Origin of the sequence: Yersinia aldovae ATCC 35236 (assembly GCF_000173735.1) — a bacterium.
Classification (GTDB): domain Bacteria; phylum Pseudomonadota; class Gammaproteobacteria; order Enterobacterales; family Enterobacteriaceae; genus Yersinia; species Yersinia aldovae.
This window is the reverse complement of the sequence record NZ_ACCB01000002.1, coordinates 1-25,936: the sequence shown is the minus strand read 5'-3', so window position 1 is coordinate 25,936 and position 25,936 is coordinate 1. Positions and strand designations below refer to the sequence as shown.

Here is a 25,936-nt window from a genome sequence, read left to right as displayed (position 1 = left end):
GGGTTAATTAACCTGCAAAATAATTTCTGCGGCCGCCGTAAAGTTACCGTTAGCGGGTTTCGCTGTGGTTGAGGCAGACTCAAGAGTTGCCTTCCACTTGAATTCTGCGGGTGTGGCACTGGCAATATTGACCTTTTGCTCGCGGTCACTGCCATTGAGTGCTAGCAATTTCCCGGTGCTGTCGCTAATTTTTATGCGCATCCGATCATCGTGGCCATCGTTGTCTTTGACTTTGATGTAATTTCCATCGGCTGTCGGGGTTTGCGTAGTAATGGCGGCAGTGGCTGAATATTGCCCATAATCGGTTTTACAGGTGATATCAAAATTCAGGCTACGCTCGATCCCACTGCTTAATTTGCCTGAGGTCACGAGGCCGAAATCAACAATTTTTGTGCCGTCAAAAGTACAAGATGGGGTGCTGATGATGGTAATTTGCCCAATATCCAGTTTCTGTGCGTAGTTGATGATGTTATTACTATTGACCCAGTTATAGGCTGCGGTACCACCGGGCAGAACCTGCTGACCGGCCGTATTAGTCAACGATAGCGTGTCCTTGGTTTTATATAACTCAATCCTGAAATAGGAGTTAGCCGGATAAGTCCAACGGCCAATGTCAGTGGTAAATGTCATTCCCGCGCTGGTGTTGAACGTGCCGAAGGCCCCGCCATTATTCCACATAGGTTTGATGGCAATACCGTCAATATTGGTGGCAAACAGTCCTTTCCCTAAGTCCGCGCCTAGCATGGCTGCGACATTTTTGCCATAAGGGTTACCGAGCGCACAATCGGTATAAGTTACCCTGGTACCCTGCGTCGATGTATTTGCCTCGGCAATAAATTTTGTGGTATCGGCGGGGGCATCTGCATCAATCGTGATGGTTAACGCGGGCAATGTCATGGTTGATGGTAGAGATCCCCCTTTGTCGCTTTCCGTGTCAATCGTACAGATGGCTTCTGCCTGCCCTGCGATAACAACGCCTAATGCCAATATAAAAAGCTTCCTTGTCATGGCAAACTACTCCTGTCCTGCATCAAGTTTAGAAATCAGTTCCTGCGGTATGAGTTGCAGTAATTCACCAAAGCTTTTGCCGATTGTTTTTTCTGAAAAGGACAATAAAGCAATAACCGGGCTACTGGGTTCTGTAGTAGCAAACCATTGGCGTACTTCAATCAGTCGAGACAAAGCATCCGCGCGGCTTTGAATCCCTTTTGGCGGTGCGGGTACCGCTACTGCAACAGGTGCCGATTGTAATTGTGTTTGCGGCTGCGGCGGTTGTGGATAAATGGGGGCAACCGTATCTGCTGGTGTGGCGACTGCGGTGATGCTTTCTTCAGGCAGCGTCTCCGGTACGGCCATGTATGGCTCAGTAACCTCTGAAGCCACGATGTATTCAGGCGTTTCAAAGGCGATGACGGGGGTTATATCGGCCCCACCAAAATGGCGCAACAGCGAGGTTAACCTGACAAAGTCCGGTGTTATCTCCCCGAGCGAGGCGTTAAGCCGTGCTGTTAACTCCAACAATAACGCATAGGCTTGCTGCAATGAGAGGATCGCGCTATCGGAACGCGCCAGCCATTCATGCTGAATCGCGTCCAGTGTGGCTTCTTCCAGTGCGCCTTCCTCGCGGGGAAACGAGTGTGCTTTTTCAAACTCTTTAACTGAAATTTGCATTCCTGCGGCTTTCGGTAACGGCTGGTTGCGAAAATCAGCGATAAACCCATCAATATCGTCCAGTTCTGCAAACGCATTGGCCCGCATAAAGGGTTCAAATTCCCCTTCATCAAGTAATTGAGGGTGCAACTCATCAGGCCAGGTACTTAGGCACCACAATAACGCCTCAAATCCTTCTTGCAACGCGCTGACACCAATTTGACGCATTCGACAGCGCATCAGAATAATTAGCAGCCGTACATCCCTGGCTTTACCCAGCAGCTCAAGACATTTCCGCTCCGTATCTGTCCAGTTAGTGGGTTCGGCGACTTCAACAAAGTTGCCATACTCGGCAGTTAACTTGGGTTGGAGCTTTGTTTGCAGCATAAGAAATGCTGAGTCATATTCGAGACTTAGGCCGCAAGGGTGGTCACCCGGAATAGGCTGCATCAGGCTGTGATAATAACCTGTACTTTCAGCGATACTCTGTACACTCATGTTTCTTCCTTTTAACGTCATGGGTGGACGTTGTGGTCTAATTTTTTGCTCTCGGACATATAGCCGTGATGCTAATGAATTAATAACGGTGCATTTCTGGCTCAAAGCTCATTCCACGCACATCGGCAGATGTATCGTCGCGGGCTAACCAACTGGTGTATCCCAACTGACTTCCTCCCTCCAGCGTCGCGGTGGGAACCTCACTGGCGGTTAACAGCAATTGCACTTCCCAGGCATATTCAAACCCAACAAAGTTACGTACCCATTCACGTAAGACAGGTAAGTCCTGTCCGGATGGGCTAAAGCGTAAGTATTGTTGCAAGCTGAGTGGGCCGAGAATCAGTTCAAACTTGTGCTGCCGGTCTAAAACGGTATCGCCCAAAATAGCACCGTCACCCAGCATCATCGCTGAAGCGCCATCGCCCAGTTGGGTCTGGTCACTTTTATCCAGAAAGATCCACTGCTGGGCGTACTCGACCATGCTAACCGGCACTTCGAAGTAGTATTGCAGCGCACCGACTAAGCCTTCGGGGTTACGCGCTTCACGAATGAGGTGTGCTGATGAGGCGAGATGGGCATGAACCGGCAGCGCACTGTGTGCCAGTTCCGCAGGATCAAGCCCGGCTAAGCTGCCGATATAAAAAGAGAATCTCTCATCATGTTGCCTATCCAGCGAGGCGGTGTCCTGAGAGACAAACCATGCACGATAAAGTTGTGATATCGCCCGATGATGGAATAGATCGACAAAATCGGTCATCGTGTGGTCATGCAGCTCAGCGCGGGTATAGGCCAGTTCGGTCATTTGTAACGGCATCGCACCGTGTGGCCCCCAGATCCCCAGCCCAAAAAGCTGTAGGTCCATCTTCCCATCTTTCATTTCTACATGGGATATCTCGCGAGGGGAGAATGCCATATGGGCACTTTGGCCAATACGAAACGTTTCCTGCGCCGGTAACATGGCCTTTCCGGGCGCAGGCATGTCAGGTGTGCGGGCTGCGTTAGCGCGCATCATGCTGATAAAACCTGCATTCCAAGGCTCTGCCTGCTGATACCAGGTATCCAGATTGAGTTGATGCTCTGGATTATCCTTATCGGTTTGCATTACAGCACACCTCGTCTGCCAGGACGGGCCTTCCACTGTCCAACGCGCCCCCGTTGCATCGAATGCAATTCGGTTTCGGTAAACACGTTGATCGCGGCATGACGCGCCAAATAGTTTTCCATAATCAAGCCAAATAGATAAGGGCTGATACCGGAGAATCCTTCTTCGTCAACAGTCAGGGTACAACAGATGCCGCGACCATAGACCAGCAGGCCATTCCCGGGTAGCCGGCGGATCACCGGTTCGCTTTTACAGCCAACCAAAGCATCGATTTGGGTATTCGATTCGAGATCTGACGCATTAACAAACAGGCGTAGCATATTACGCAGCGACTCACCGCCATTGGCGTGGGTCATGTCGGATAGCGGCAAATAGTTGAAACTGAGTTGGCGAATCAATCGCCAGGCAGATTCGTCTATTGCAAAAGGCGCGCGTGGGGCGCTGGGCTGAAATACGAAGCGCGCACCATGAACCGGTGCCGAATCCGACATGGTTAATTCAAAGTTACCATTACTGGTAATAAGACGTGGCAGGTCGCGGTTAGTCACCTGAGCCTCAATGGACAGATAACGCAAGCTATCGCCATAAGGCGCTTCTTGTTGGTCAACCAGCGAAACGAAAACCTCAGTACTGGCATAAGGTGTCCGGGTGTCATATTTACGTTTGTTATTCTGACCCGTTCTGGGCTTGCGAGTGATGGAGAAATAGCGGCCAAAGTTGCCATTGTCACAATGCCGGGTTTGATAAAGTGGGTTAAATACCACCTCTTTGCTGGTTTCGGCCTGTTGGCCGAAGACTTTATTGATCGAGAAGACCTCGTAGTCGAGTGGACGGCTACGGTCTGGCACAACGTGGAAATCGTTCAACGCTCGATTGATCTCAATTTTGTCCATTCGTTTTGGGAATAGATTGATCACCGGAGTGCAATTTAATAGAAAACGCGCGGGGGCAACATGGCTCACCAACTCCTGCGGCAGTCGGTCAAGTAAGATAATAATCTCCGCTTCGTTAGTATGATTATTGCGCAGACTTTTGGACAACTGTGTCAGGGTAAAGAAATAGAACCGCTGGCGGCAGGTAAAGTACTCCTGCATCAGGTTATGACCGTGGAAAATATTCCATGACAACGGTAGCAGGCTTTGATCAGGGCTTAACCCCTCAAAAGCGAGAGGATTATCGCTGATCACGGTATCTTCGGCTGTCACCCCGTGGCCTGCCCGAATGATGGTCGCAACATGACTGGCATGTAGAAGTTCGAAGATATGAGAGACTATTCTCTCGTCGCCATTGATATAAATAGGCAGCCGATCAAGCCCTTCAAGCTGTGAAAATTGCAAGTCGCCAACCAGCTTTAACTTAATGCGCAAGGCTCCCTTCAGCCGGTGATAGGCAATCCGGTGTTTTTCAAGATTAGGCATATCAGGAGGGACAGAGCTGAGGCGTGCCTCTGTTATCTCCAGTGGCCATAATCCGACATCTTGCCCACTGCGAAATTCGCAACGGGTAGTCTCACCTGGCGCAATATGCGTGAAGAAGGAGCTGCCGCGAGGGACGTTATAACCCTGAGTCAGATCACCTTCTTTAAGGTTCGGCTTAAGCTGAATTACCCCCATTGACGGGGTAGGGGAGTTATAATTAGGGTAGACAATATCCAGCAAGCGCTGCGTAAATTTAGGGAATTCGGCATCCAGCTTAATTTGGGTTCTGGCTGATAAAAAACAGAAAGATTCAATCAGGCGTTCGACATAAGGATCGGCGACTTCAATTCCATGCATACCTAAGCGGCCCGCTATTTTAGGATGCTTATCTGCGAACTCCTGCGCCATTTCGCGCATGAACGTCAGTTCTTTATTATAGTAGTCGAGAAATTTGTGGTCCACTTACTGCCCCGGTTGTTATGTCAGCTTTAGTTCGCCTAAATCAGCAGAATTGCGTCTGTTTATGTTGATTTATTCGGATTCAACGCATTCAGAGATAACGAAATAATAGTTTTATCAATTATATTTACACGCGTAAAAAATAATAGTTCTCATCTTCATCTGCGGTACTGATGATGCAGGTGAAGATTTATAATAATATTTTTAATCCTACTTAATAGAAGGAATTATTACATGCATGTATGTTTGGCTCAACGCACTTTAAAGTGTCTATAATGTAAGCGTGCGGCGTTATAATATAATATTCATTTTAATCAATTAGTTAAGCCATGTGCTTGGTGGAACTTTAGGACTTTGGTGTGGGCACTATTCCTAATTTACTTTTATCTCTATTTTATTTAAATTTTGTTTATATTTCTATTTGTAGGAAGTTTCCGAGTGATTAATGGAATTATCCTACGCGAGTGCTTCGTCAGATCTTAATATATATTTATCCTAGTAGGATATAAAGGTGAGCGAAATTCTTAAAATGCAGAATATCGAATAAATACACTTTCGTTTTCTATTTCATCCCATTACTCTTAGCCCCACAAAAGTTCGCGGCGTAATAATAATTACCTCGTGACACTACATGAACACACATAAACATATAAGCTGATATACACATGTAGACATAAATACATGCAGATGTGAATACAGTTAAAAAGACCAGGATAAACAACGTGGCTATTACAAGGAAAAACCTTTTCGGCAAGCTGGATGCCACTCTTTTCAAAGGTATTGAAAGCGCGACTACGATTTGTAAATTACGCGGCAACCCTTATGTAGAGTTAGTTCACTGGGTGAATCAACTCTGGCACCAGGAAGATAACGACCTTAAACATATTATTCGTTATTTTGCTGTGGATGTAGATGCTTTTGAGCGTGGGTTAGCTCAAGCGCTGGCCCGTCTGCCAGTTGGCGCGACCAGCATCTCAGATTTTTCATACCATATCGAATTAGCTATTGAGCGGGCATGGGTGTACGCCAGCCTGGAATGTTTAGATACACGCATTCGTAGCGGTCATCTGTTGTTGGCAATGCTAACCAATATGGAACTGCGCCGGGCACTGTTTACGATTGCACCAGAGATGGAAAAAATTCCTCTGGAGCATTTGAGTAGTGATTTTAACTTTATTACGCAGGCATCGCCGGAAACGAATGAAGCGGCCACCGACGGTAGTCCAATGTATGACGGTGCATTACCCGGTGAGGCCAGCAATGCGATTGGCGGCAAAAGCACCGCAACCTTGGCGCAGTACACAACAGACCTGACTGCATTAGCCCGCGAAGGCAAGATAGACCCGGTGCTGGGGCGTAATCATGAAATCAGCACGATGGTGGATATTTTGCTGCGCCGTCGGCAAAACAACCCGCTGCTGACCGGTGAGGCTGGCGTGGGTAAAACGGCGGTAGTTGAAGGTCTGGCTCTGGCTATTGCAGCGGGTGAAATGCCGCCAGCACTGAGTCAGGTAAGCCTGTTGACGCTGGATGTTGTTGCCCTCTCTGCGGGTGCCAGCATGAAAGGCGAGTTTGAAGCCCGTCTGAAGAATGTGTTAGACGAGGCGATGGCTTCACCTACACCGGTAATCTTGTTTATAGATGAAGTCCACACTCTGGTAGGGGCTGGCGGGAATGCAGGTACAGGTGATGCAGCGAACCTACTCAAACCGGCCTTGGCGCGTGGTCAGTTACGTACCATCGGTGCCACTACGTGGAGTGAGTTTAAACGCCATATCGAAAAAGATCCGGCGCTAACGCGTCGTTTCCAGGTGCTTCAGGTCGATGAACCTGATGAGAATACTGCAATCTCCATGCTGCGTGGGCTGACACCGGCATTAGAGAAACATCATGGCGTGTGGATCATGGATGAAGCCTTGCAAGCAGCGGTACGGTTATCGCACCGTTATATCCCTGCGCGCCAGTTGCCGGATAAAGCGATTAGTCTGCTTGATACCGCTTGTGCACGCGTTGCTGTCGCACAATTTTCACAACCAGCAGAATTGCAGCAACTGACATTCCAGAGTGAAACAGCACAAACCGAGTTGTCGTCGCTGGAAAAAGCGCGGCACTTTGGTAAAGAGCAGGGCGATCGTGCTGAGCAATTACAAGCGATGATAGCCCAGCATTCAGAAGCTGCAAGCAAGCTTGACCAACGTTGGCAGGCAGAGCGAGAGTTGGTCGCCGCGATTACCACTACGCGAAGTGATCTGTATGAACTGGTTTCACAGCCAACAGTGGATGAAGAAAAGCGCCAGCAGCATCAGCAGCAATTAGCACAGCTAGAAGAGCAGCTTTTGCAGGTTCGTAGCGTACAGCCATTGGTGCAAGCTGAGGTTAACGCAACCGTGATTGCCAATATCGTTGCAGACTGGACCGGGATTCAGGTTGGACAAATGCTGAAAGACGATATTCGCGCGGTGATGGAATTGCCACAACGTCTTGAAGAACGTGTTATTGGTCAACCACATGCGTTGGTGCAGTTGAGTGAAAACATCATGACTGCGCGTGCCGGCATGGCAGACCCAAGAAAACCGCTGGGCGTCTTTATGCTAGTTGGCCCGTCTGGTGTGGGTAAAACAGAAACGGCATTGGCCATTGCTGAAAGTATGTATGGTGGTGAGCAGAATCTTATCACTATCAATATGAGCGAATATCAGGAATCACACACGGTTTCCTCATTAAAAGGCTCACCACCGGGCTACGTGGGTTATGGCGAGGGTGGTGTATTAACTGAGGCTGTGCGTCGTAAACCATATAGTGTGGTGCTGTTAGACGAAATTGAAAAAGCACATTCAGATGTACACGAACTGTTCTTCCAGGTATTTGATAAAGGTCAGATGGAAGATGGTGAAGGGCGCTTTATCGATTTTAAAAATACAATTTTGTTGTTAACCAGTAATGTCGGCAGTGAATTGTTAAGTAACTTATTAGCGGACCCAGATACCGCGCCGGATCAGGATGGAATATTAAGTGCTTTACAACCGGAATTACTGAAAGTGTTCCCGGCCGCATTTTTAGGTCGCGTCACTGTGATTCCTTATTTACCGCTACAGCAAAGTGCGTTGCAGCATATTGTTCGGTTGCATTTGGATCGTATTGGCGAACGTTTGCAGTCACAACATCAGCTCACCTTGCAATACAGCGATGAGGTCGTTGACGACGTTGTAAGCCGTTGCTCAGTTGCAGAAACGGGTGCACGTATGTTGATTCGTTATATTGAACAGAATATTACACCAGAAATTGGTAAGTTTATTTTACGCGACCACGATGCGAAGCCTAATCAGATCGTTTTCGTTGATAAGAGTGAGAAGAGATTTACAGTTTCTGTGTTGAATGAAAATGGTAAATAAATAAAAAACATCAAATCCAAACTGATGTTAGCTAACTATTTTACCGCAAAAAGGAATTTGCTGTTTCTTGTAAAAATGAAATGCAAAAAAGAATAGGGCGGATCTGCTCGCGCAGGTGTTAACTATATATGTGCTTTATTTAATTAATGATATTTTTGGAAAGTAAACTAAAGGATGAAAGTTATGCGTAAAGTAAATCTAGCGGTATGTGCATTGGCCCTGTCAGTAGCTTCAGCGACTGCTTTTGCAGCAACCGACGGTACTGTTACCTTCAACGGTAAGTTAATCGACGAAACTTGTGAAGTTGCACCAACGAGCAAAGATGTGAAAGTAACATTGCCAACGCTTTCTACCCAGAATCTGAAAACATCTGGTCAAGAAGCCGGCTCTACCAGCTTCGTTATTGATGTCGTTAACTGCCCAGTTGAAATCACTAAAGTGGCTGCTCACTTTGAAGCGATCAACAGCACCGGTTCTAACCCAACTACCGGTAACCTGACAAACACAGCTGCAACTGATCCTGCGGGCAAAGTTGAAGTTCGCCTGTACGATATTGCAACCAATACTCAAATCCGTGTTGGTGATACGGGTGCTAAGTTTGACGTTATTCCTGGCGCTAGTGCAGCTCCTGGTACTGCTAGCCTGTCATATGCCGGTGGTTACTATGCAACTGACGCAACGACTGCGGGTACTGTGACTGCTCAAGTTCAATACGTACTGGCTTATAACTAATCCCCCTTTGGGCGATAAGTTTGTTATCCCTATTTAATAGGGTTAAGTGTCAGAAAGTAATAACAGCTTGCTGCGCAGGCTAGTGAAAGTACTGGCAGTAAGCTGTTATAAAAATTTTCTCATTAAAAGATTTATTATTTGGTAGCGTGATGTCTTATAAAAAAATTATTTTAGTATTGTCGCTGATTGCAGGCAGCATTCCAGCGTATGCATCTATGACGATTAGTGGCACTCGAGTGATATTTCCGTCTGCCCAAAAAGAAGTCAGCGTGCGTACTAATAATAAAGGCACGCAGCCAGCGTTAGTACAAGTTTGGGTCGATGATGGAAAGAGTAATGCCAATATTAATGATGTAGCGATTCCCTTTATGGTTACGCCTCCGGTATTTCGTGTTGAGGGGGGGAAAGGGCAAAGTGTACGGATGATTTATAACGGCATGACATTACCACAGGATAAAGAATCAGTATTTTGGTTCAATATGTTGGAAATTCCGCCAGTACAAAAAGACGGTGCAGATAAAAATAAACTTGAACTGGCTTTTCGCACCCGAATTAAAATATTTTATCGACCAACTGCTTTAGGCAGTAGTAGTTCTGAACAGAGAGAGAAGTTGCAATGGGAACTGGCGAGTGATAGCCAAAAAGGTCTGGGCGTTAAGGTAACAAACCCAACACCTTATTATTTTTCCTTTGATAATGCTGTTGCGACTGCCGGTGGGAAAAAAGTTGATCTGAATACGGAAATGCTCGCTCCGTTTTCAACACTGACTTTTTATCCGCAAAATAAAATATCGAGTATCTCGGCGGTGAATTTTAAAATATTAAACGATTACGGTGCTCCTATTGAAGAAAATTTATCGTTTACGCAAGGGAAAGGGATTCTCGTTAAAAAATAAGCGTTAGCAGTGATGTTAGTTTAGGGCAGGATAAACCCTAAGTACTTATCACTAAAAGGACGATATTAAAGGGAGTTTTGATCGTGAGTCACTCATGTATAGCACGCTACATAGAAAATAAAATCGATAGTCTGGTTAATTTACCCTATAAAGCTTCATTGGGTTTCACGATTACAGTTATAAGTTCGGCTTTGCTAATAAATAGAAGCGTAATAGCGGCACCAGTTGCGAGTACAAATAATAATACTGTAGCCACAGCCGTTGAGTTCAATCCTGCGTTTATTCACGGTTTATCCGTTGATGTTTCGCGGTATATGGAAGAAAACCCGGTGGCACCTGGCACCTATGATGTCATGGTCATCGTTAACGGAAAAATGGTCGGTAAGCATAATATCCGCTTTGAAGTCTATAGCGGCGAGTCAACGGCTAAACCTTGTTTTAGATTAGATCAGCTTGATGCATTAGGGCTGAGAGTTGAACTCAATGGCACTACCCATATACCTGAAAATGTGAAAGTTGCAGCAAAAGATCAGTGTTATCGGTTAAAAGATTTAATTAGCGACAGTAGCAGCAGTTATAACTCTGGGGACTTTGAACTTTCAATCACTGTTCCACAGTTTAATTTAGTGAAACACCCACGCGGATATATTGATTCCAGTTTGTGGGATGCCGGCGGGCCGGTAGGATTCCTGGATTATAACAGCAATATTTATAGTGTTTTTAATGGACATCATGACAACGATTCAGCATCAAATTCGTATAACGGCAATATCGGTTTGAGTGCAGGAGTAAATATTGGTGAGTGGCGCTTAAGAAAACGGCTTAACAGTAGCTGGGCGAATGATGATGGTATGCATACCCAAAATTTGTATGGTTATGCGGCAACGGATATTACTTCGTTGAAAAGTCAGCTAACTGTGGGTGACAGTGATACTAACGGCAACTTATTCGATAGTTACGGATTACGTGGTGTTCAGTTGGCATCAGATAACCGCATGTTAGCGGAAGGGATACGAAATTATTCTCCGGTGGTGCGTGGTGTGGCGGAGTCTAACGCCAGAGTCACCGTAAGGCAGCGTGGGCAGACAGTGTATGAGACGGTAGTAACGCCTGGTGCTTTTGAATTAGCCGATATCGGTACTATGGCTTACGGCGGTGATTTGGAGATGACTATTACCGAATCTGATGGGAGAACCCGTACACAGAGGATCCCTTTTTCAGCACCACCGATGCTGCTTTACCGAGGGGTATCACAATTTGATATTGCCGCAGGGCAGCTTAATGACAGTAGCGTTAATGCGCATCCGACCATCGTACAAGGCGCGTATCACTACGGCTTAGGTAACACCTACACCTTGTATAGTGGCGCACAATTGGCAGAAAACTATAGCTCGGTGGGGATAGGTAACGCATTTAATACCCCGATTGGTGGCATCTCAATGGATGTCACTCATGCGAGAAGTGAATTGGCTGATGATCGCCGTTCATCAGGGAATAGCTACAAAATTGACTATAGCAAATACGTTGGAGAAACCGATACCAACCTGACTTTAGCGGCGTATCGATACTCTTCCAAGGGATTTTACAGTTTTAGAGAAGCAAGCCTGGACCACTATGGCGCCAAGAGTGGCAGTGACGATATTGACTTACGTACACGTAACCGCCTGTCACTCAGTGTTTCTCAGCGTGTAGCTGACAATATGTCGCTTAACCTGAACAGCAGTTTTTATAGCTACTGGGGAAATCAGGATACGTCAAAGCAATATGCCGTGACGTTTAACCACTCGTTGCGTTATTTCTCTTATGCTGTGACGGCGTTGCGCACCAGTAATAGTAGCGACAGCAACAAAAGCAATACCAGCAACAATAGAGATAATGAAAATAGTTATATGCTTTCCATCAGTATCCCTCTTGGGGGGAGCGGGATTAATCGACCTGTATTTAGTTCGCTTTACTCGATGGTTAGTCACGATGATGCTGGGAACTCAGTGGTGCAGATGAACGCGAATGGCAGCAGCGGAGAGCAAAGTGAGCTGACTTATGGTGTCGGGACATCGTATGCCAGTCGTAGTGAGACCTCTGCGGCGAAGACGGTGACGGGTAATGTTAATTATCAGACACCGGTTGGCCAGTTTGGTATGACGGCATCTGCCAATAATGATGCGTCGAAACAGCTTTCCGCTTCGGCGAACGGCAGCCTGGTAGCCCATCGGGGTGGTGTGACTATCGGCCCACGACTTGGCGATGCGCCTTTTGCCATCGTCCATGCTGAAGGGGCTGAAGGGGCCAAGTTGTTTAATGGTAACGGTGCGAAGATTGACCGTCGAGGATACGCCATCATGCCATCGCTGACGCCGTACCGGGAAAATAACATTGCAATTGATTACAATGATTTACCTGAAACGGTCGATGTGCTTGAGAACCAGAAAACGGTCGTACCTAGAACCGGAGCAATGATTCCGGTCGATATGAAGACCATGATTGGTGCTCCATTGATGCTGATTGTTAGGGACGAAAATAAAGCGTTTATTCCTATCGGTTCCGAGTTATTGGATGCAAATGGTGTGAGTCAAGGAATTGTCGGACAAGGTGGTATGGCATTTATTCGTGGTTGGGTTCCAGGGCAGCAACCATTGCATGTCACTCAGAATGGCGGCAAGGATACATGCCATATCCATTCAGGCACGGAAGCAAACACGGTAACGAAGACAGAAAGCACGCAAATACAGCAGTTGGAGGTGATATGTCTTCGTGGTTAAAAAGTAATGTTGTACTGAGGTTTGCCTTATTTCTGCTGTCGCTGGTAGCTGCTTTTATTGTGCACCAGCCAGTTCAGGCAGCCAGTGCATGTGCAGGAGCGACAGATTGTAAGGTTCAGGTTTCGTTTATCGGCGAGTATTTAGAAGATACCTGCGAAGTCAGTATTAATGATGGTTCATCTTCAGAGTCTGTCTCATTACCGACTTTGTCGACCAGTAAATTAAAAACAGATGGAGCAGAAGCTGGTAAACAGCAATTTCAAATTGCGCTGAAGCTATGTCCGGTAAATAGAACGGTGTCATTACGCTTTATTGGTGCTGGCGGTATGGTGCCGGATGCCGCAACCGGAAATTTACAAAATGAAGTAGCTGATGATTTTAGCAAGAATGCGCAAATAAGATTAAGTAAAGCTGCAGGGCAACAAATGGTAGTTGGCGATGAGAATAGTGTTCAGGAATATGTTATTTCCAGTTCCGGTGAAGATGTCACCCACTATTTTTTAGCGGGTTATTATGCAAAAGGTACGAATGCGGTAACCCCCGGGCAGGTTAGAGCAACTGCCGGTATCGAGTTGGTTTATAAATAGGGGGGACACGTTTTAGTATTATTTTTTACATTTGATCTCTCCAATAGCGGTTCAGGAAGCTTATTTCCTGATGATTTTAAAATACGTTTTGAATAAAAGGCATATATGGTTAGTAAAAGTAATTCCCAAAAATTCATCGCTCGAAACCGAGCGCCACGCGTACAGATTGAATACGATGTGGAAATATACGGTAGTGAGAAGAAAGTTGAGCTGCCATTTGTTATGGGCGTGCTGGCTGATTTATCTGGCAAGCCTCTGGAACCCCTACCTTCAGTCGCGGACAGAAAACTACTGGACATCGATATTGATAATTTCGATGAGCGTATGAAAGCAATGAAACCACGCGTTGCATTTGCTGTGAAAAATACGCTGACAGGTGAAGGTCAGTTGATGGTAGATATTACTTTTGAGAGTCTGAATGACTTCTCTCCAGATGAAATCGCTAAGAAAGTCGATTCTCTGTCTCAATTGTTAGATGCCCGCACTCAATTGGCAAACTTGCAAACCTATATGGATGGCAAGGCAGGTGCAGAGGAATTAGTAATGAAACTTCTGAAAGATAAATCATTACTGGCAACACTGGCATCCGCACCGAAAACAAAGCAATCCGCTGTTGATGCTGCACAGTAAGATTGATTAGGAAGAGAGAAACCATGTCCACTTTAGAAGCAAAAAATAAACCAGCCGCAGCAGCCACTGCGACTGAATATAGCGATTTTAATTCGTTATTGACCAAAGAATTCAAAGCAAAGTCTGAGCAGACCAAAGCGGCAGTCGAAGGTGCTGTTAAAACGTTAGCTGAGCAGGCGCTGGCTAACTCAGTAACAGTATCTGACGATGCTTATAAGAGCATTGCCTCTATTATTGCTGAAATCGATAGCAAACTGTCTGAACAGATCAATTTAATTTTGCATCATCAAGAGTTCCAGTCTCTGGAAAGTGCATGGCGTGGTCTGCACTATTTAGTGAATAACACCGAAACTGATGAGAAATTGAGATTGCGTTTCCTCGACATCTCTAAAGACGAATTACGCCGCAACATGAAGCGTTATAAAGGTGTGGCGTGGGATCAAAGTCCATTATTCAAAAAAGTATATGAAGAAGAGTATGGTCAACTGGGTGGCGAACCTTATGGTTGCCTGGTGGCGGATTACTATTTTGACCATACAGCACCTGACGTTGATCTGCTGGCTTCAATCGGTAAAGTTGCCGCTTCTGCCCACGTACCCTTTATTACCGGTGCAGCTCCTTCAGTATTGCAGATGGAGTCCTGGCAGGAGCTGTCAAATCCGCGTGATTTGACCAAAATCTTCACGCAGAATCTTGAGTATGCAGCATGGAACTCACTGCGTCAGTCTGAAGATTCTCGCTATATTGGCCTGGCAATGCCGCGTTTCCTGGCACGCTTGCCATACGGTATTCGCACTAATCCGGTAGATGCCTTCCACTTCGAAGAGACTACTGATGGCGCTGACCACGGTAAATATGTGTGGTCCAACGCGGCGTATGCAATGGCTGTTAACATCAACCGTTCATTTAAAGAATATGGTTGGTGTACCCTGATTCGCGGTGTGGAAAGTGGTGGTGTGGTTGAAGGTCTGCCATGTCATACCTTCCCGACCGATGATGGCGGCATTGACATGAAGTGCCCAACAGAAATCGCTATTTCTGATCGCCGTGAAGCGGAACTGGCTAAGAATGGCTTTATTCCACTGGTTCACAGAAAAAATACTGATTACGCTGCATTTATTGGCGCTCAGTCGCTGCAAAAACCAGCCGAATATTACGATTCAGATGCAACAGCTAACGCCAACTTGTCTGCGCGTCTGCCGTACCTGTTCGCTTGTTCACGTTTTGCCCATTACCTGAAATGTATTGTGCGTGACAAAATTGGTTCATTCAAAGAGCGTGATGAGATGCAACGCTGGTTGAACGACTGGGTCATGAACTATGTTGACGGTGACCCGGCAAACTCTTCTATCGAGACTAAAGCGCGTCGTCCTTTGGCTGCCGCTGAAGTTATTGTTGAAGATGTTGAAGGTAATCCTGGTTATTACCAGGCAAAATTCTTCCTGCGCCCTCACTTCCAGTTGGAAGGTTTGACTGTATCACTGCGTATGGTTGCTAAATTGCCTTCACTGAAAGATGTTGCGTAAGTAAATGTATTAAGCACAACGGGAGGTTGAGAAATATTATTTCCAGGCATCATGTTGTGGCAGCAGAATTTTAATACATTTAATTTTATCGTTTGTGCAGGAAAGTATGTGTTTTCGTGCAATACATCGCGCGAGACCTTTCGTGATTCAATGGACTACATTGAATCACGTTAAAAAAAGTGGTGTATAGGTAAAGTATTGTAATAGTCAATAATAAACTATTTGTAATGCTTATTTTCATAGGAAAGGGATGAGTTTTCGTAATTTAATTGCGTGGGCCTTCCTACGCTCAATGTTTTGCATTGGGTGACATTAATAGAAGTGCTAGAGAGGATTATTATGGCGCAAGATATGTTTATTAAGATTGATGGTATCGAAGGCGAGTCTTTGGATGCTAATCATAAAAACGAAATCCAGGTATTGGCTTGGAAATGGGATGTTTCTCAGCACTCAAATATGCACAGTGGTTCAGGCGGTGGTTCAGGCAAAGCATCTGTTTCTGATTTTTGCTTTACCCATTATACCGATAAAGCAAGCCCGAACTTATTGAGCTACTGCTTGCTGGGTAAGCATATCAAGAATATCCAATTCGTTTTGCGTAAAGCCGGTGGCGATCCGCTGGAATACCTGACTATTAAATTTACCGATGTAATCATCACTCGTGTTGATATGGCCGGTTCTCTTGAAGATGAAACGCGTCCACGTGAAGAAGTTCGTTTCTCATTCACTAAGATGACCCAGGACTACGTTATGCAGAATGCTGAAGGCCATAAATCTGGCGTTATTTCTGCTAACTACGATGTTAAAGCTAACCAGCAAAGCTAAGCAATGCTGTTTTAGACCAGACATCAAACTTGCCACTTTCGGGTGGCAAGTTTTTCGGTAACAGGTTTTATCCACAATATAGGTTTTAACCACAATAGATGTAAAAAGACCCGAGAGTGGCGCATGTAAAAGGCAACGTGATGAGCCTGGCGGTGACTATATTATTGTGGATAAAACTTAAGGTTTTTATTTTATTAGGCTGAGTATGAAAAAAAACATCCGCTGGTTTAATCGGATTACACAGTACTTTTTTGTGGCATTGGTAACGCTATTGGTAATGGCATGTAGCTCGAAACCTCAGCCAACACAAGTTGAGAAACTGTCGGTCGAGCTTACTACGGCAAAAAATATCAATCCAAATGATAAAGGTGTGGCCAATCCGTTAAGGATCTCAGTTTACACCCTTAAGAGTCCGGACGAATTTAAGTCGAGTGATTTCTTCACTATAACGGAAGAGGGCACACCATCACTAAAAGAACAGATGGAGAAAGTGTATGACGGAATCATGCTACCCAATGAGACAAAAAAAATAGAGTTGACGCTAAACAGTGAAATCACTGCAATCGGCGTTGTTGCTGCTTACCGTGAAATTGAACAGGCGGAGTGGAAAGCGTTTATTAGCCCATTACCCAAGAAACGAGTGCAACCTTGGTATAAAAATTATGGCCAGGGAAACCATCAAGCGATCCTGGCGTGAAGGTGCGCGTTGAGCGTCTGTCAATATCAATCAAAGAAATGGATTAAGTCGTGAGAACTAACAAAGTCGTTTGGAGTGAGGGTCTTTTTCTTCGCCCGCAACTTTTTCAACAGCAAGAGCGTTACCTGGAATATTACGCCCATAAAAGAGCGGCAACTATCACCCCATTCTTTTGGGGATTCGCGCAATATGAAATTGATCGCGAAGCGCTCTCCTATGGCAAATTGGTACTGCGGTCTGGTAAAGGGGTGCTACCGGATGGTACGCCCTTTGATATTCCCGGTCATGCCGAACTGCCTGAGCCGCTCACCATCACCCCGGATCATTTGGGTAAGCTTATCTATCTGGCGGTGCCATTGCGCCTGGATAATAGTGATGAAACTATTTTTGACGAGCATGACATAAGTTCATTGGCACGTTTTTATGCCTATGAAGCTGATCTTAGCGATACCAATGCTATTCGTCAGGGGCCAAAGCCGGTGCAACTGTCGCGGCTGCGTCTCAAATTGGTTTCTGAAAGTGAAATGACCGAATCATGGATAGGTTTGCCACTGGCTAAAGTTAGAGCGATTCAGCCTGATGGTAGCGTGTTACTGCACTTGGAGGATTATATTCCTCCGGTTACCGGCTATGCGGCAAGTTCACTGTTGTCAGAGTGGCTGACCCATCTTAATGGCCTGGTTAAAATGCGCGCCGATATGCTCGCTACACGCCTTTCAAACAGTGATGGTAAAGCCAGTGCCAGTGCTGAAATTGTCGATTACTTACTGCTGCAAATTTTTAATAAATACGAGCCGATTCTTGATCATTTGCGCAATATTCCAGAGTTGCCGCCAATCATGCTTTATCAGGAATTAGCCAAATTTGCCGGTGAGTTATCCACCTTTATCCGTACCAAAACGCGTCGGCCGCGCCCGGCTCCGGGATATGACCACGGCAAACTTTATCCATCTATTCGCCCGTTGGTGGACGATGTGCATGAATTGCTCAATCAGATTCTGGTTCGTGCAGGGCAGATGATCCCGCTGGATCCCAAAGGCAATGGCGTGTGGTCAGCCTCTGTGCTGCCTAACGAATTACGCTCGTTCTCCAATTTGGTATTGGCCGTTCATGCGCAATTACCGATGGATGTTTTACAGCATCAATTCTCAGTGCAGACCAAAATCAGTGCGCCGCAGCAGTTACATGAACTGGTGCGCTCGCATCTACCGGGTCTTGAGTTACAGCGCTTGCCAGTACCACCACGGCAAATTCCTTACAGCGCGGGGTACGTCTATTTCGAATTGATGAAAAGCGGGCCGTTCTGGGACAAAGTTTCCAATGCAGGGGCTATTGCATTACATGTGGCCGGCGACTTCCCGGCATTGAAAATGGAGCTCTGGGGGATTAGAGATTCATGAGTGACAGCAGTGAATTGAACGGGGGAATACCGATGCCCCCCTTTGACCAAAGCAGAGATGCGGATATGAATCCGCAGGCGTTAGGCCATTTCTTGCTTGATGAGCAGAGTACATACACGGACAGCACAGATAACGCGCAGCACAGCGCGGCGTTTAGCCGTGAAACGGCGCGTTCTCCGGGATTCCAGCCCTATGACACCGCCCAGCTTCGGGGCGAAAGTGTACAGCAACGTGTGGCGAAAGCGGTGGCTTCACCTACGCCATTATTGGAGGCCGCGCAGCCGTTATTACGTGCCTTAAGCGAGATGCCGGAAAAAATTGCGGATGCGTCACAGGTTCAGATACTTAAAGAGAGCCTGAAAAATGAGATAACGCTGTTTAGCGTGGTGTGTGATGAAGCGGATATCTCATGGAAGAAAATGGCTATCGTCCGCTACTGCTTGTGTACCGCATTAGATGAAGCGGCTCACACCATGTCGTGGGGTGTGATGTCTGGCTGGTCACAAAGTAACTTGCTGAACCATTTTGAAGGTGACAACGATGGCGGGAATAAATTTTTCCTGTTAGTTGGTCGCCTTTCAATGAGCCCGCATGAATATGCCGATTGCTTAGAAGTGTTGTTACGGATTTTAGGACTGGGCTTTGAAGGTCGTTACAGCATTATCGAAGATGGTGATCGGCAATTAACCAAAATCCGCCAGGGTTTATTGACGCTACTGCAAAGTACCCGCGATACGGTTCCTACTGCACTTTCCCCACATGGATTGGTCACGCATCAGTTCAGAAAACGTCGTGGGATCTTTGTTCCGGTTCGCGTATCGATGCTGCTGTGTGGTTTCTTAATCGCTTCCACCTTTATTGGCAGTAAATACTTTCTCGCGGTACCCGAAAGCAACTTATTGAAAAGAATGGTGGCATTACAACGCCCGGTTATTGCACCCCCGGTCGCCGCGCAGAAATTACGTCTGACTATTTTGTTAAAAGATGAGATAGCCAAGCAGTTAGTGAGTGTGGATGAAACAACCAGCCGTAGCAAAGTCATTTTCAAAGGCGACACTATGTTCCAGGTGGGTTCGGATAAGGTCCGGCCGGAAATAATGAGTGTCATCGAGCGCGTCGCACAGGAAGTTCATCGTGTACAAGGTGCAGTCCTGATTATCGGGCATACCGACTCGATGCCGATTAATAAACCGGGCTTCCCGAATAACCAAGTGCTTTCTGAAAAACGTGCCGCCAACGTGGCGCGCTTTATGGAAAAAGCCGGTATCCCGACCGATAAAATTCGGTTTGAGGGGAAAGGGGATGCGCAGCCTGTAAGTAGTAATGACGATGCAGCAGGGCGCTCACAAAATCGCCGTGTAGAAATCTTTGTTAATTATTGAGATATAGAATGTCTTATTTGAATCGATTGTTTTCTGGCTGGGCCATGAAACGAATATTGTTGGTGGGCTGCTTTATGTTGCTGGCCGCCGCGATATGGTTTTTAGGGCCTTTCCTCGGATTTGGCGAGGCGCGACCGCTCGAAGGTTATGAACCCAGAATTATTTTCTTACTGTTGGCACTGGCCCTGTTATTGGGTTTTTGGTTCAACGTGCCACGCTTTGTTATTTTGGCGGTGGTCGCCTGTGCTGCGGTATGGGTCATCGCTCCCTTTATATTAATCGGCGATAGCCACCCGCTGGAAGATCCTTTGCGCCGTGGCGCAATTATCGCTTTTATCGCCTTTATCACCATTCTTTATGGTGTGTGGCGTTTTATGCGGGCTTTAGCGCTTAACCCTGCGCTACTGGATAACTTTATCAACTCGAAGAAAGGTCAATCTGAACTCGAACCTGACCTTTCTGAGATTAATGCCATGATTCGTAATGGCATAAATTATGTGCGTCGTATTCACAGCGGCATTCCACTCTGGAAGCGTTTTTTTGTTTCCAGTCGTTGGCGTAACGAACTGCCTTGGTTCGTGGTGCTGGGGACAAAGAGCGCCGGTAAAACTGCTCTGATCCTCTCGTCAGGGCAAGATTTCCCTTTACCTGAGCAGTTGAATCGCATCGGCAAAGAGAATTTGCCGACTCAGCATTGTGAATGCCTATTCTCCAATGATGCGCTGTTTTTAGATACCGCGGGTAAATACATTGATGATGGCAAAGAGAACCAAATTGAATGGAATGGCATCTTAAAAGCGCTTAAAAAGTATCGTCCGGTCAAAGCGGTGAATGGCGTTATTATCGCCATTTCGGTGACCGATATTTTGGGTAAAAGCAAAGTTGAGTTACTCAACCTGTCAGCAACACTGCGTGCACGTTTAGATGATGTCCGAGGGACGCTCGGCGTGCGTTTCCCTGTATATGTAATGATAACAAAACTGGATCAACTATCTGGTTTTGATCAATATTTCCGAAATTTAACCGCTGAAGATCGCGAGCAAATCTGGGGCGTGACTTTCCCTTATAACGAGGAGAAAGGGCGTGCAGATATGGAGCTTGAGCAGCGTATCAGCACTGAGTTGGCACTGCTTGAAAACCGCATCAGCAATAACATGCATGTGCGTCAGCAAGAAGAGTATTCCGTCACTGACCGTAAAGGCATGTATGCGTTGCCTCAGGATTTCAGATTGTTATCCCAACGGGTGACTGAAGTCTTGCAAAATGTGTTCTTTGCCTCGCGTTTTGATGAGACAAAGTTCCATACCACGTTGCGCGGGATCTATTTTGTCAGCAGTTGCCAGCCAGCGAATATTGGTCTGTTAAATAACAGCACACTGATTCAGAAGTGGCGCAATGTTATCAGCCATAAGAAACCGGTGTCACCGGCCTCTCTTTCGCAGAGAAGTGATGATGAAGGCCAACTGATCAGCGAAGCGGCTTATGGAAAACAATACTTCCTCAAGCAGTTGTTCCGCGACGTTATCACTAAAGATGGCGATTTGGTGAGCTATAACCTCAAAGTGCAATCCAAATACCGCTTCCAGAATCTGCTAGGCCATATGGCCTGTATCGGGTTGGCGGTCTGGTTAGTGTGGGCATTCTTAATCAGTTTCCAGCACAACGATGGCTATTTACAGGCGGTCGGGACTAAGCTCCAGCACTTGGAAGGCACGGTTAGCAGCTATGTTAAAACCACCAATGAGCAGATGTTACCTACGTTATTGAATGCCACACAGCAGCTACCTGAGTACGGTACTTTGGATGTAGGCAACCCGGATCTTGACTGGCGTTATGGCCTATACACCGGTGGCGCTATTTCTCAGGGTACGAACAGTTTGTATCATTTCTTCTTGCAAAAATATTTATTCCCGATGGTGGAGCGTGAGGCGGAAGTGTCATTAAAGAGCGCCATTAGCTCAGGGGATTCAGATGCAGTATATGTTGCACTGAAGCTCTACTTGATGCTCACCGATGAAGAACATTTCGATCAGAATTATGTGGTTGATCAGGTGACGCAGGCCTGGCAGAAAAGCGGGAAAATAGAGCCATATGAAGAAAAAGGCATTTTCGCCTCCCATTTGAACATGCTTTTCACGCAACAAGCGTGGCGACAATATGGGCAAGCGGCAGATAGTGAGCTGATTAAGCAGGCCAGGGCAATGCTGGCAGAGAAAACAGTGACGGCCAGGTTGTGGAGCCGCGTTCAATCTCGTTTGCAGGTGGAAGCACCTGCTAATCTGACATTGCGCAAAATGGTGGGTGAGAACGCAACACAGGTTTTCACCCTGTCAGATGACGAGTTACTGAATGAAGGGGTTCCAGGGTTATATACCCATGCCGGTTATCATCAGGTGGTTAAAAAAAAGCTTACGCCGTTGCTGATGCAGCTTCAGCAAGAGGATCGTTGGGTGATGGCTCAGCCGCTCTCCTCGTCATTTGATCCTTTGGCGCTACAACAAGATGTCCTGACAGTTTACTTGAAGGAATATACAGAGTACTGGAAACGCTTCCTCTCCAGTGTGCGCATAATTTCTGTTGATGCCGACAGTGGAGAGTATGCAGAAGGGCTGTCTCTGGATATTGCGTTGTTGAGAACGCTGGTATCAGAAAACTCGCCGTTGCTCAATTTGGCAAAACAAGCCGTGAAAGAAACAACGCTGGTAGAGCAGGAAAAAGGGAAAAAGTTGCTTGACGATATCAATATAAGAAACCAAGGCAATTTAATTAACCAAGCGAAGAAAGTACAAGAAAAAATCGCATTTCGTGAGAACAAGCTGGTTCAGGAATTTGTGGATAGCCGCTTTGACGCCTTACGCACCTTTGTTAACGGTGAACCGAGTGATGCGGGGAGCAACAGCAATCTTTCGGTTCTTCAGGGAACACAAATGAGCCGAGTCATTGGTGCATTAAACGACCAATATACCCGCCTGGTGGTGTTTAATAATGCCTTTGAATATGGCGATATTCCCCCGATCTCTAATGGTGGGGAACGCATCGCAATAGAGTCGCAAACCTGGCCTGATCCATTTAAGAATATTATTGCGCCACTCTTAACCGGCTCATCGCAGAAGTTTGAAAATAAAGTGATTACTCACACCTCCAAAGCTATTGATATGGGGGTCGGTGAGATTTGCCGCAACACATTACAGGGGCGCTATCCCTTCGCTGACAGCGAAAAAGTGGTCAGTTTGAATGATTTCGAGCGTTTCTTTGGCGCAGGTGGCACGGTGGATAGCTACTTTAAGAAGAACCTGGAAAGCAAAGTTGATACCACTGCGACCCCTTGGCGGTATAAGGGCAGCGCAAGTAGTGAAGGTCTGGAATTCTTTGAGCAGGCTGCGGTTATCAGAAATGCATTATTTAATGCCAATGAAGGCCGAAAAGTGGCCTTGGATTTCTCAGTATCCGTGCGTTATTTATCACCTTCAATTACGCAACTTATCATGAATTTTGACGGGAATATTGTGCGTTATTCCCACGGCCCGGTGACGCCTTCTTTCTTTAAATGGCCGGGAGTCCGTCAAGGCACGATTGTCAGTTTAACCGCACAGCGCGAGCAGGCAGCGGCGATGCCAGATATTCTTCTGCGCGGCCCGTGGGCGCTACTGAAGTGGGCAGATAAGGCCGACGAAGTAGAACAAGATGCCAGTGGTATGCAACGCTTGACCTATCTCATGGGTAAAGACCGCGTTGAGTTGGAAGTGTCTGGTTTAACGTACGGTAACGAGAGCATCAACGAACTACTCAGAGGCTTCCAATGCCCGAGTGCAACTAGCGATAGTACGCATGAAATTTGGTGAGTTAACAGGAAGTTAAAGCTTACAAAACTATGGATTTGGAGGCAGTACAGGTATGGAAAATTAATGAAACCGACTCGTCATTATGAACAAACAATTAAAAGTGTAATGAACACTTTGCGATATTAACCAGATATTAGGTATTAGTATGTCAAGGACAATAAAGTTGAGCAGCCCGGCTATGCCCTATTTATTGGGTGAGCCTGCGCTGGTACTGTCAAAGTTAGAAGGAGAGGAAGCCTTCTCGACTTTGTATTCATATACCATCACGGCGAAGACGCCGGCTAACCCCTCCATTCCTTGGCAAACGGCCTCCAATGTCGATCTTAAAGCCTTAATTGGTAAAGAGATGACCATTGAGATGGAACTGGATGGTAACGGCCTTGATTATGTTAAAGGTGTCGGTAAAGGCACGCGTGAAATTTCTGGTCTGGTAGAGAAAGCCCGGTTTATTGGCCGTGACGCTAATCAGGCGATGTTCGAGATTGTCCTTCGACCTTGGTTCTACCTAACTGATTTAACCTCTGATTTCAAAATTTATCAGAATAAAAATGTGGTCGATATTATCGATGAAGTGCTCGCCGACTATAACTTCCCGTTTGAAAAACGGTTAGCGACAACTTACCCAATACTCGATTTCCAGGTGCAATACGGTGAAACCGACTTTAACTTCCTCCAGCGTTTAATGGAGGAGTGGGGCATTTACTGGTTCTTTGAACATGATGATCATAAACAAAAATTAATACTGGTGGACCATGTTGGTGCGCACAAACGCTATTTCAGTGAAGCCTACCACACCATTGAGTATCTCTCTGATGAGCCAAAGGCCGGGGAAGAGTATATAACTCAATTCCAGACTCAGGAAACGTTGACCACTGGGCGCTGGGTCTATAACGACTACGATTTTACCAAGTCTCGCGCTGACATTTTAACGATGGACAGCAAACCACGTAAAACCAGTTTTAATGATCTTGAAATCTATCAATGGCCTGGGGATTATGATCAGCCGGATATCGGTGAACACCTTGCGCGGGTACGTATCGAAGAGCGTGGTGCGCTGGGTTCACGCGCTGTCGGTTCCGGTGAGGTTCGTGGCATTGTTTGCGGCGCTAACTTTGAGCTGCAAGGCTTCCCGGTTGATAAAGCTAACCGGGAATACATGGTTATCTCCAGCCGTTTGTCCGTATCGGAAGTGGCGCAGTTGTCCCACGGGGATGAGTTTCACTATGAAACTACGTTTACGGTTCAGCCAACCACCAAGATCTATCGCCATCCACAACTCACACCCAAGCCAAAAACCAGCGGGCCACAGAATGCCATCGTGGTGGGGCCACCGGGTGAAGAAGTGTGGACCGATGAATATGGCCGGGTAAAAGTGCGTTTTGTCTGGGACCGTTATGGCAAAAACGCAGAGTCAGACTCATGCTGGTTGCGCGTGAGTCAGGCTTGGGCTGGGAACAGTTTCGGTGGGATTTATATTCCGCGTATTGGTCAAGAGGTGCTGGTTGATTGTATCAATGGCGACCCGGATCGCCCGCTGGTCAGTGGCAGTCTCTACAATAACGTCACTCGCCCACCGTGGGATTTACCGGCTAATGCGACGCAAAGTGGTATGGTCAGCCGTACTATTGGTGGTGGGCTGACCAACTATAACGGCGTGCGTTTCGAAGATAAACCTGGCCTGGAGCAATACTGGGAACAGGCCGAGCGTAATATGGCTCGTCTGACGAAAAATGATGAAACACAAATCATTGGTTCTAATGCGGATCTGAATGTGGGAGCCAATCGCAGTGTCGTTGTTGGGGCTAACTCGACATCTACTGTGCTCGGTGCTTCGGCGCAATCCATCGCGCTGGCCTCCTCGATACAAGTAGGCGCGGCACGTAGTGTCGTGGTGGGCGCGACCCATGCTCTGAATGTGGCGTTGGCTAATGCCACCAACGTGGGCGGTGCCAACCTGACCAACGTCGGCGGTTACAACGCCCTCTCTGTCGGTGGTGCTCATCAGGTTGCCGCTGGCGGCGCTGCGACACTGGTCGCGGGCGGTGCCGTGGCGATCGGTGCCGGTGGTGAGCTGGTGCTCAGTGCCGATACCATCAAAATTGTGGGTAAAAAGAAAGTCATTATTCAGGGCGGAGAGATCC

At 46.7% G+C, this 25,936-nt stretch carries 16 protein-coding genes and 1 pseudogene; 13 read left to right on the top strand and 4 right to left on the bottom strand.

Features of this window, described 5'->3' with window-relative positions:
- Window positions 1-3: 3 nt before the first annotated feature.
- From YALDO0001_RS01300 to tssF, 4 genes are all read right to left on the bottom strand, one after another.
- Window positions 4-1,008, bottom strand: a complete 1,005-nt coding sequence (locus tag YALDO0001_RS01300; RefSeq protein ID WP_042839228.1) for a fimbrial protein — start codon at window positions 1,006-1,008, stop codon at window positions 4-6.
- Between the two features lie 6 nt (window positions 1,009-1,014).
- Window positions 1,015-2,148: a type VI secretion system protein TssA gene (locus YALDO0001_RS01295; RefSeq protein ID WP_004699312.1), complete on the bottom strand. Its 1,134-nt coding sequence runs from the start codon at window positions 2,146-2,148 to the stop codon at window positions 1,015-1,017.
- A gap of 79 nt (window positions 2,149-2,227) precedes the next feature.
- On the bottom strand, window positions 2,228-3,250 hold the full coding sequence (tssG, locus tag YALDO0001_RS01290) for a type VI secretion system baseplate subunit TssG (RefSeq protein WP_042548412.1): 1,023 nt from the start codon (window positions 3,248-3,250) through the stop codon (window positions 2,228-2,230).
- Window positions 3,250-5,130 carry a type VI secretion system baseplate subunit TssF gene (gene tssF, locus YALDO0001_RS01285; protein WP_042548413.1) on the bottom strand — a complete coding sequence of 627 codons (1,881 nt, stop codon included), beginning with the start codon at window positions 5,128-5,130 and terminating at the stop codon, window positions 3,250-3,252. Before tssF ends, tssG begins: the two co-directional genes overlap by 1 nt.
- A 719-nt stretch (window positions 5,131-5,849) precedes the next feature.
- Between tssF and tssH the strand changes: the two genes are divergently transcribed.
- The 13 genes and pseudogenes from tssH to YALDO0001_RS01215 all read left to right on the top strand — a co-directional run.
- A complete protein-coding gene (gene tssH, locus YALDO0001_RS01280; protein WP_004699309.1) occupies window positions 5,850-8,519 on the top strand; it encodes a type VI secretion system ATPase TssH in 2,670 nt (889 codons plus the stop codon).
- A gap of 174 nt (window positions 8,520-8,693) precedes the next feature.
- Window positions 8,694-9,251, top strand: a complete 558-nt coding sequence (locus tag YALDO0001_RS01275) for a fimbrial protein (protein WP_004699307.1) — start codon at window positions 8,694-8,696, stop codon at window positions 9,249-9,251.
- Between the two features lie 149 nt (window positions 9,252-9,400).
- Window positions 9,401-10,147, top strand: a complete 747-nt coding sequence (locus YALDO0001_RS01270; RefSeq protein WP_004699305.1) for a fimbria/pilus periplasmic chaperone — start codon at window positions 9,401-9,403, stop codon at window positions 10,145-10,147.
- 83 nt (window positions 10,148-10,230) lie between these two features.
- A complete protein-coding gene (locus tag YALDO0001_RS20580) occupies window positions 10,231-12,906 on the top strand; it encodes a fimbria/pilus outer membrane usher protein (RefSeq protein ID WP_072078113.1) in 2,676 nt (891 codons plus the stop codon).
- Window positions 12,891-13,493 carry a fimbrial protein gene (locus YALDO0001_RS01255; protein ID WP_042839226.1) on the top strand — a complete coding sequence of 201 codons (603 nt, stop codon included), beginning with the start codon at window positions 12,891-12,893 and terminating at the stop codon, window positions 13,491-13,493. The genes YALDO0001_RS20580 and YALDO0001_RS01255 overlap by 16 nt, the downstream gene beginning before the upstream one ends.
- A gap of 105 nt (window positions 13,494-13,598) precedes the next feature.
- Entirely contained in the window at window positions 13,599-14,123 is a 525-nt protein-coding gene (tssB, locus tag YALDO0001_RS01250) for a type VI secretion system contractile sheath small subunit (RefSeq protein WP_042548418.1), read from the top strand.
- Window positions 14,124-14,146: 23 nt separating this feature from the next.
- A complete protein-coding gene (tssC, locus tag YALDO0001_RS01245) occupies window positions 14,147-15,649 on the top strand; it encodes a type VI secretion system contractile sheath large subunit (protein ID WP_004699298.1) in 1,503 nt (500 codons plus the stop codon).
- Window positions 15,650-15,988: 339 nt separating this feature from the next.
- Window positions 15,989-16,474, top strand: coding sequence for an Hcp family type VI secretion system effector (locus tag YALDO0001_RS01240; protein WP_042548419.1), 486 nt, complete (start codon window positions 15,989-15,991; stop codon window positions 16,472-16,474).
- A gap of 205 nt (window positions 16,475-16,679) precedes the next feature.
- Window positions 16,680-17,218 (top strand): annotated as a pseudogene (tssJ, locus tag YALDO0001_RS01235) (type VI secretion system lipoprotein TssJ).
- 3 nt (window positions 17,219-17,221) lie between these two features.
- Window positions 17,222-18,571: a type VI secretion system baseplate subunit TssK gene (gene tssK / locus YALDO0001_RS01230; RefSeq protein WP_004699293.1), complete on the top strand. Its 1,350-nt coding sequence runs from the start codon at window positions 17,222-17,224 to the stop codon at window positions 18,569-18,571.
- On the top strand, window positions 18,568-19,953 hold the full coding sequence (tssL, locus tag YALDO0001_RS01225) for a type VI secretion system protein TssL, long form (protein ID WP_042839225.1): 1,386 nt from the start codon (window positions 18,568-18,570) through the stop codon (window positions 19,951-19,953). The genes tssK and tssL overlap by 4 nt, the downstream gene beginning before the upstream one ends.
- An 8-nt stretch (window positions 19,954-19,961) precedes the next feature.
- Window positions 19,962-23,795, top strand: a complete 3,834-nt coding sequence (tssM, locus tag YALDO0001_RS01220; RefSeq protein WP_004699288.1) for a type VI secretion system membrane subunit TssM — start codon at window positions 19,962-19,964, stop codon at window positions 23,793-23,795.
- Between the two features lie 145 nt (window positions 23,796-23,940).
- The coding region (locus YALDO0001_RS01215; RefSeq protein WP_084742727.1) for a type VI secretion system Vgr family protein at window positions 23,941-25,936 on the top strand (1,996 nt) is incomplete at its 3' end.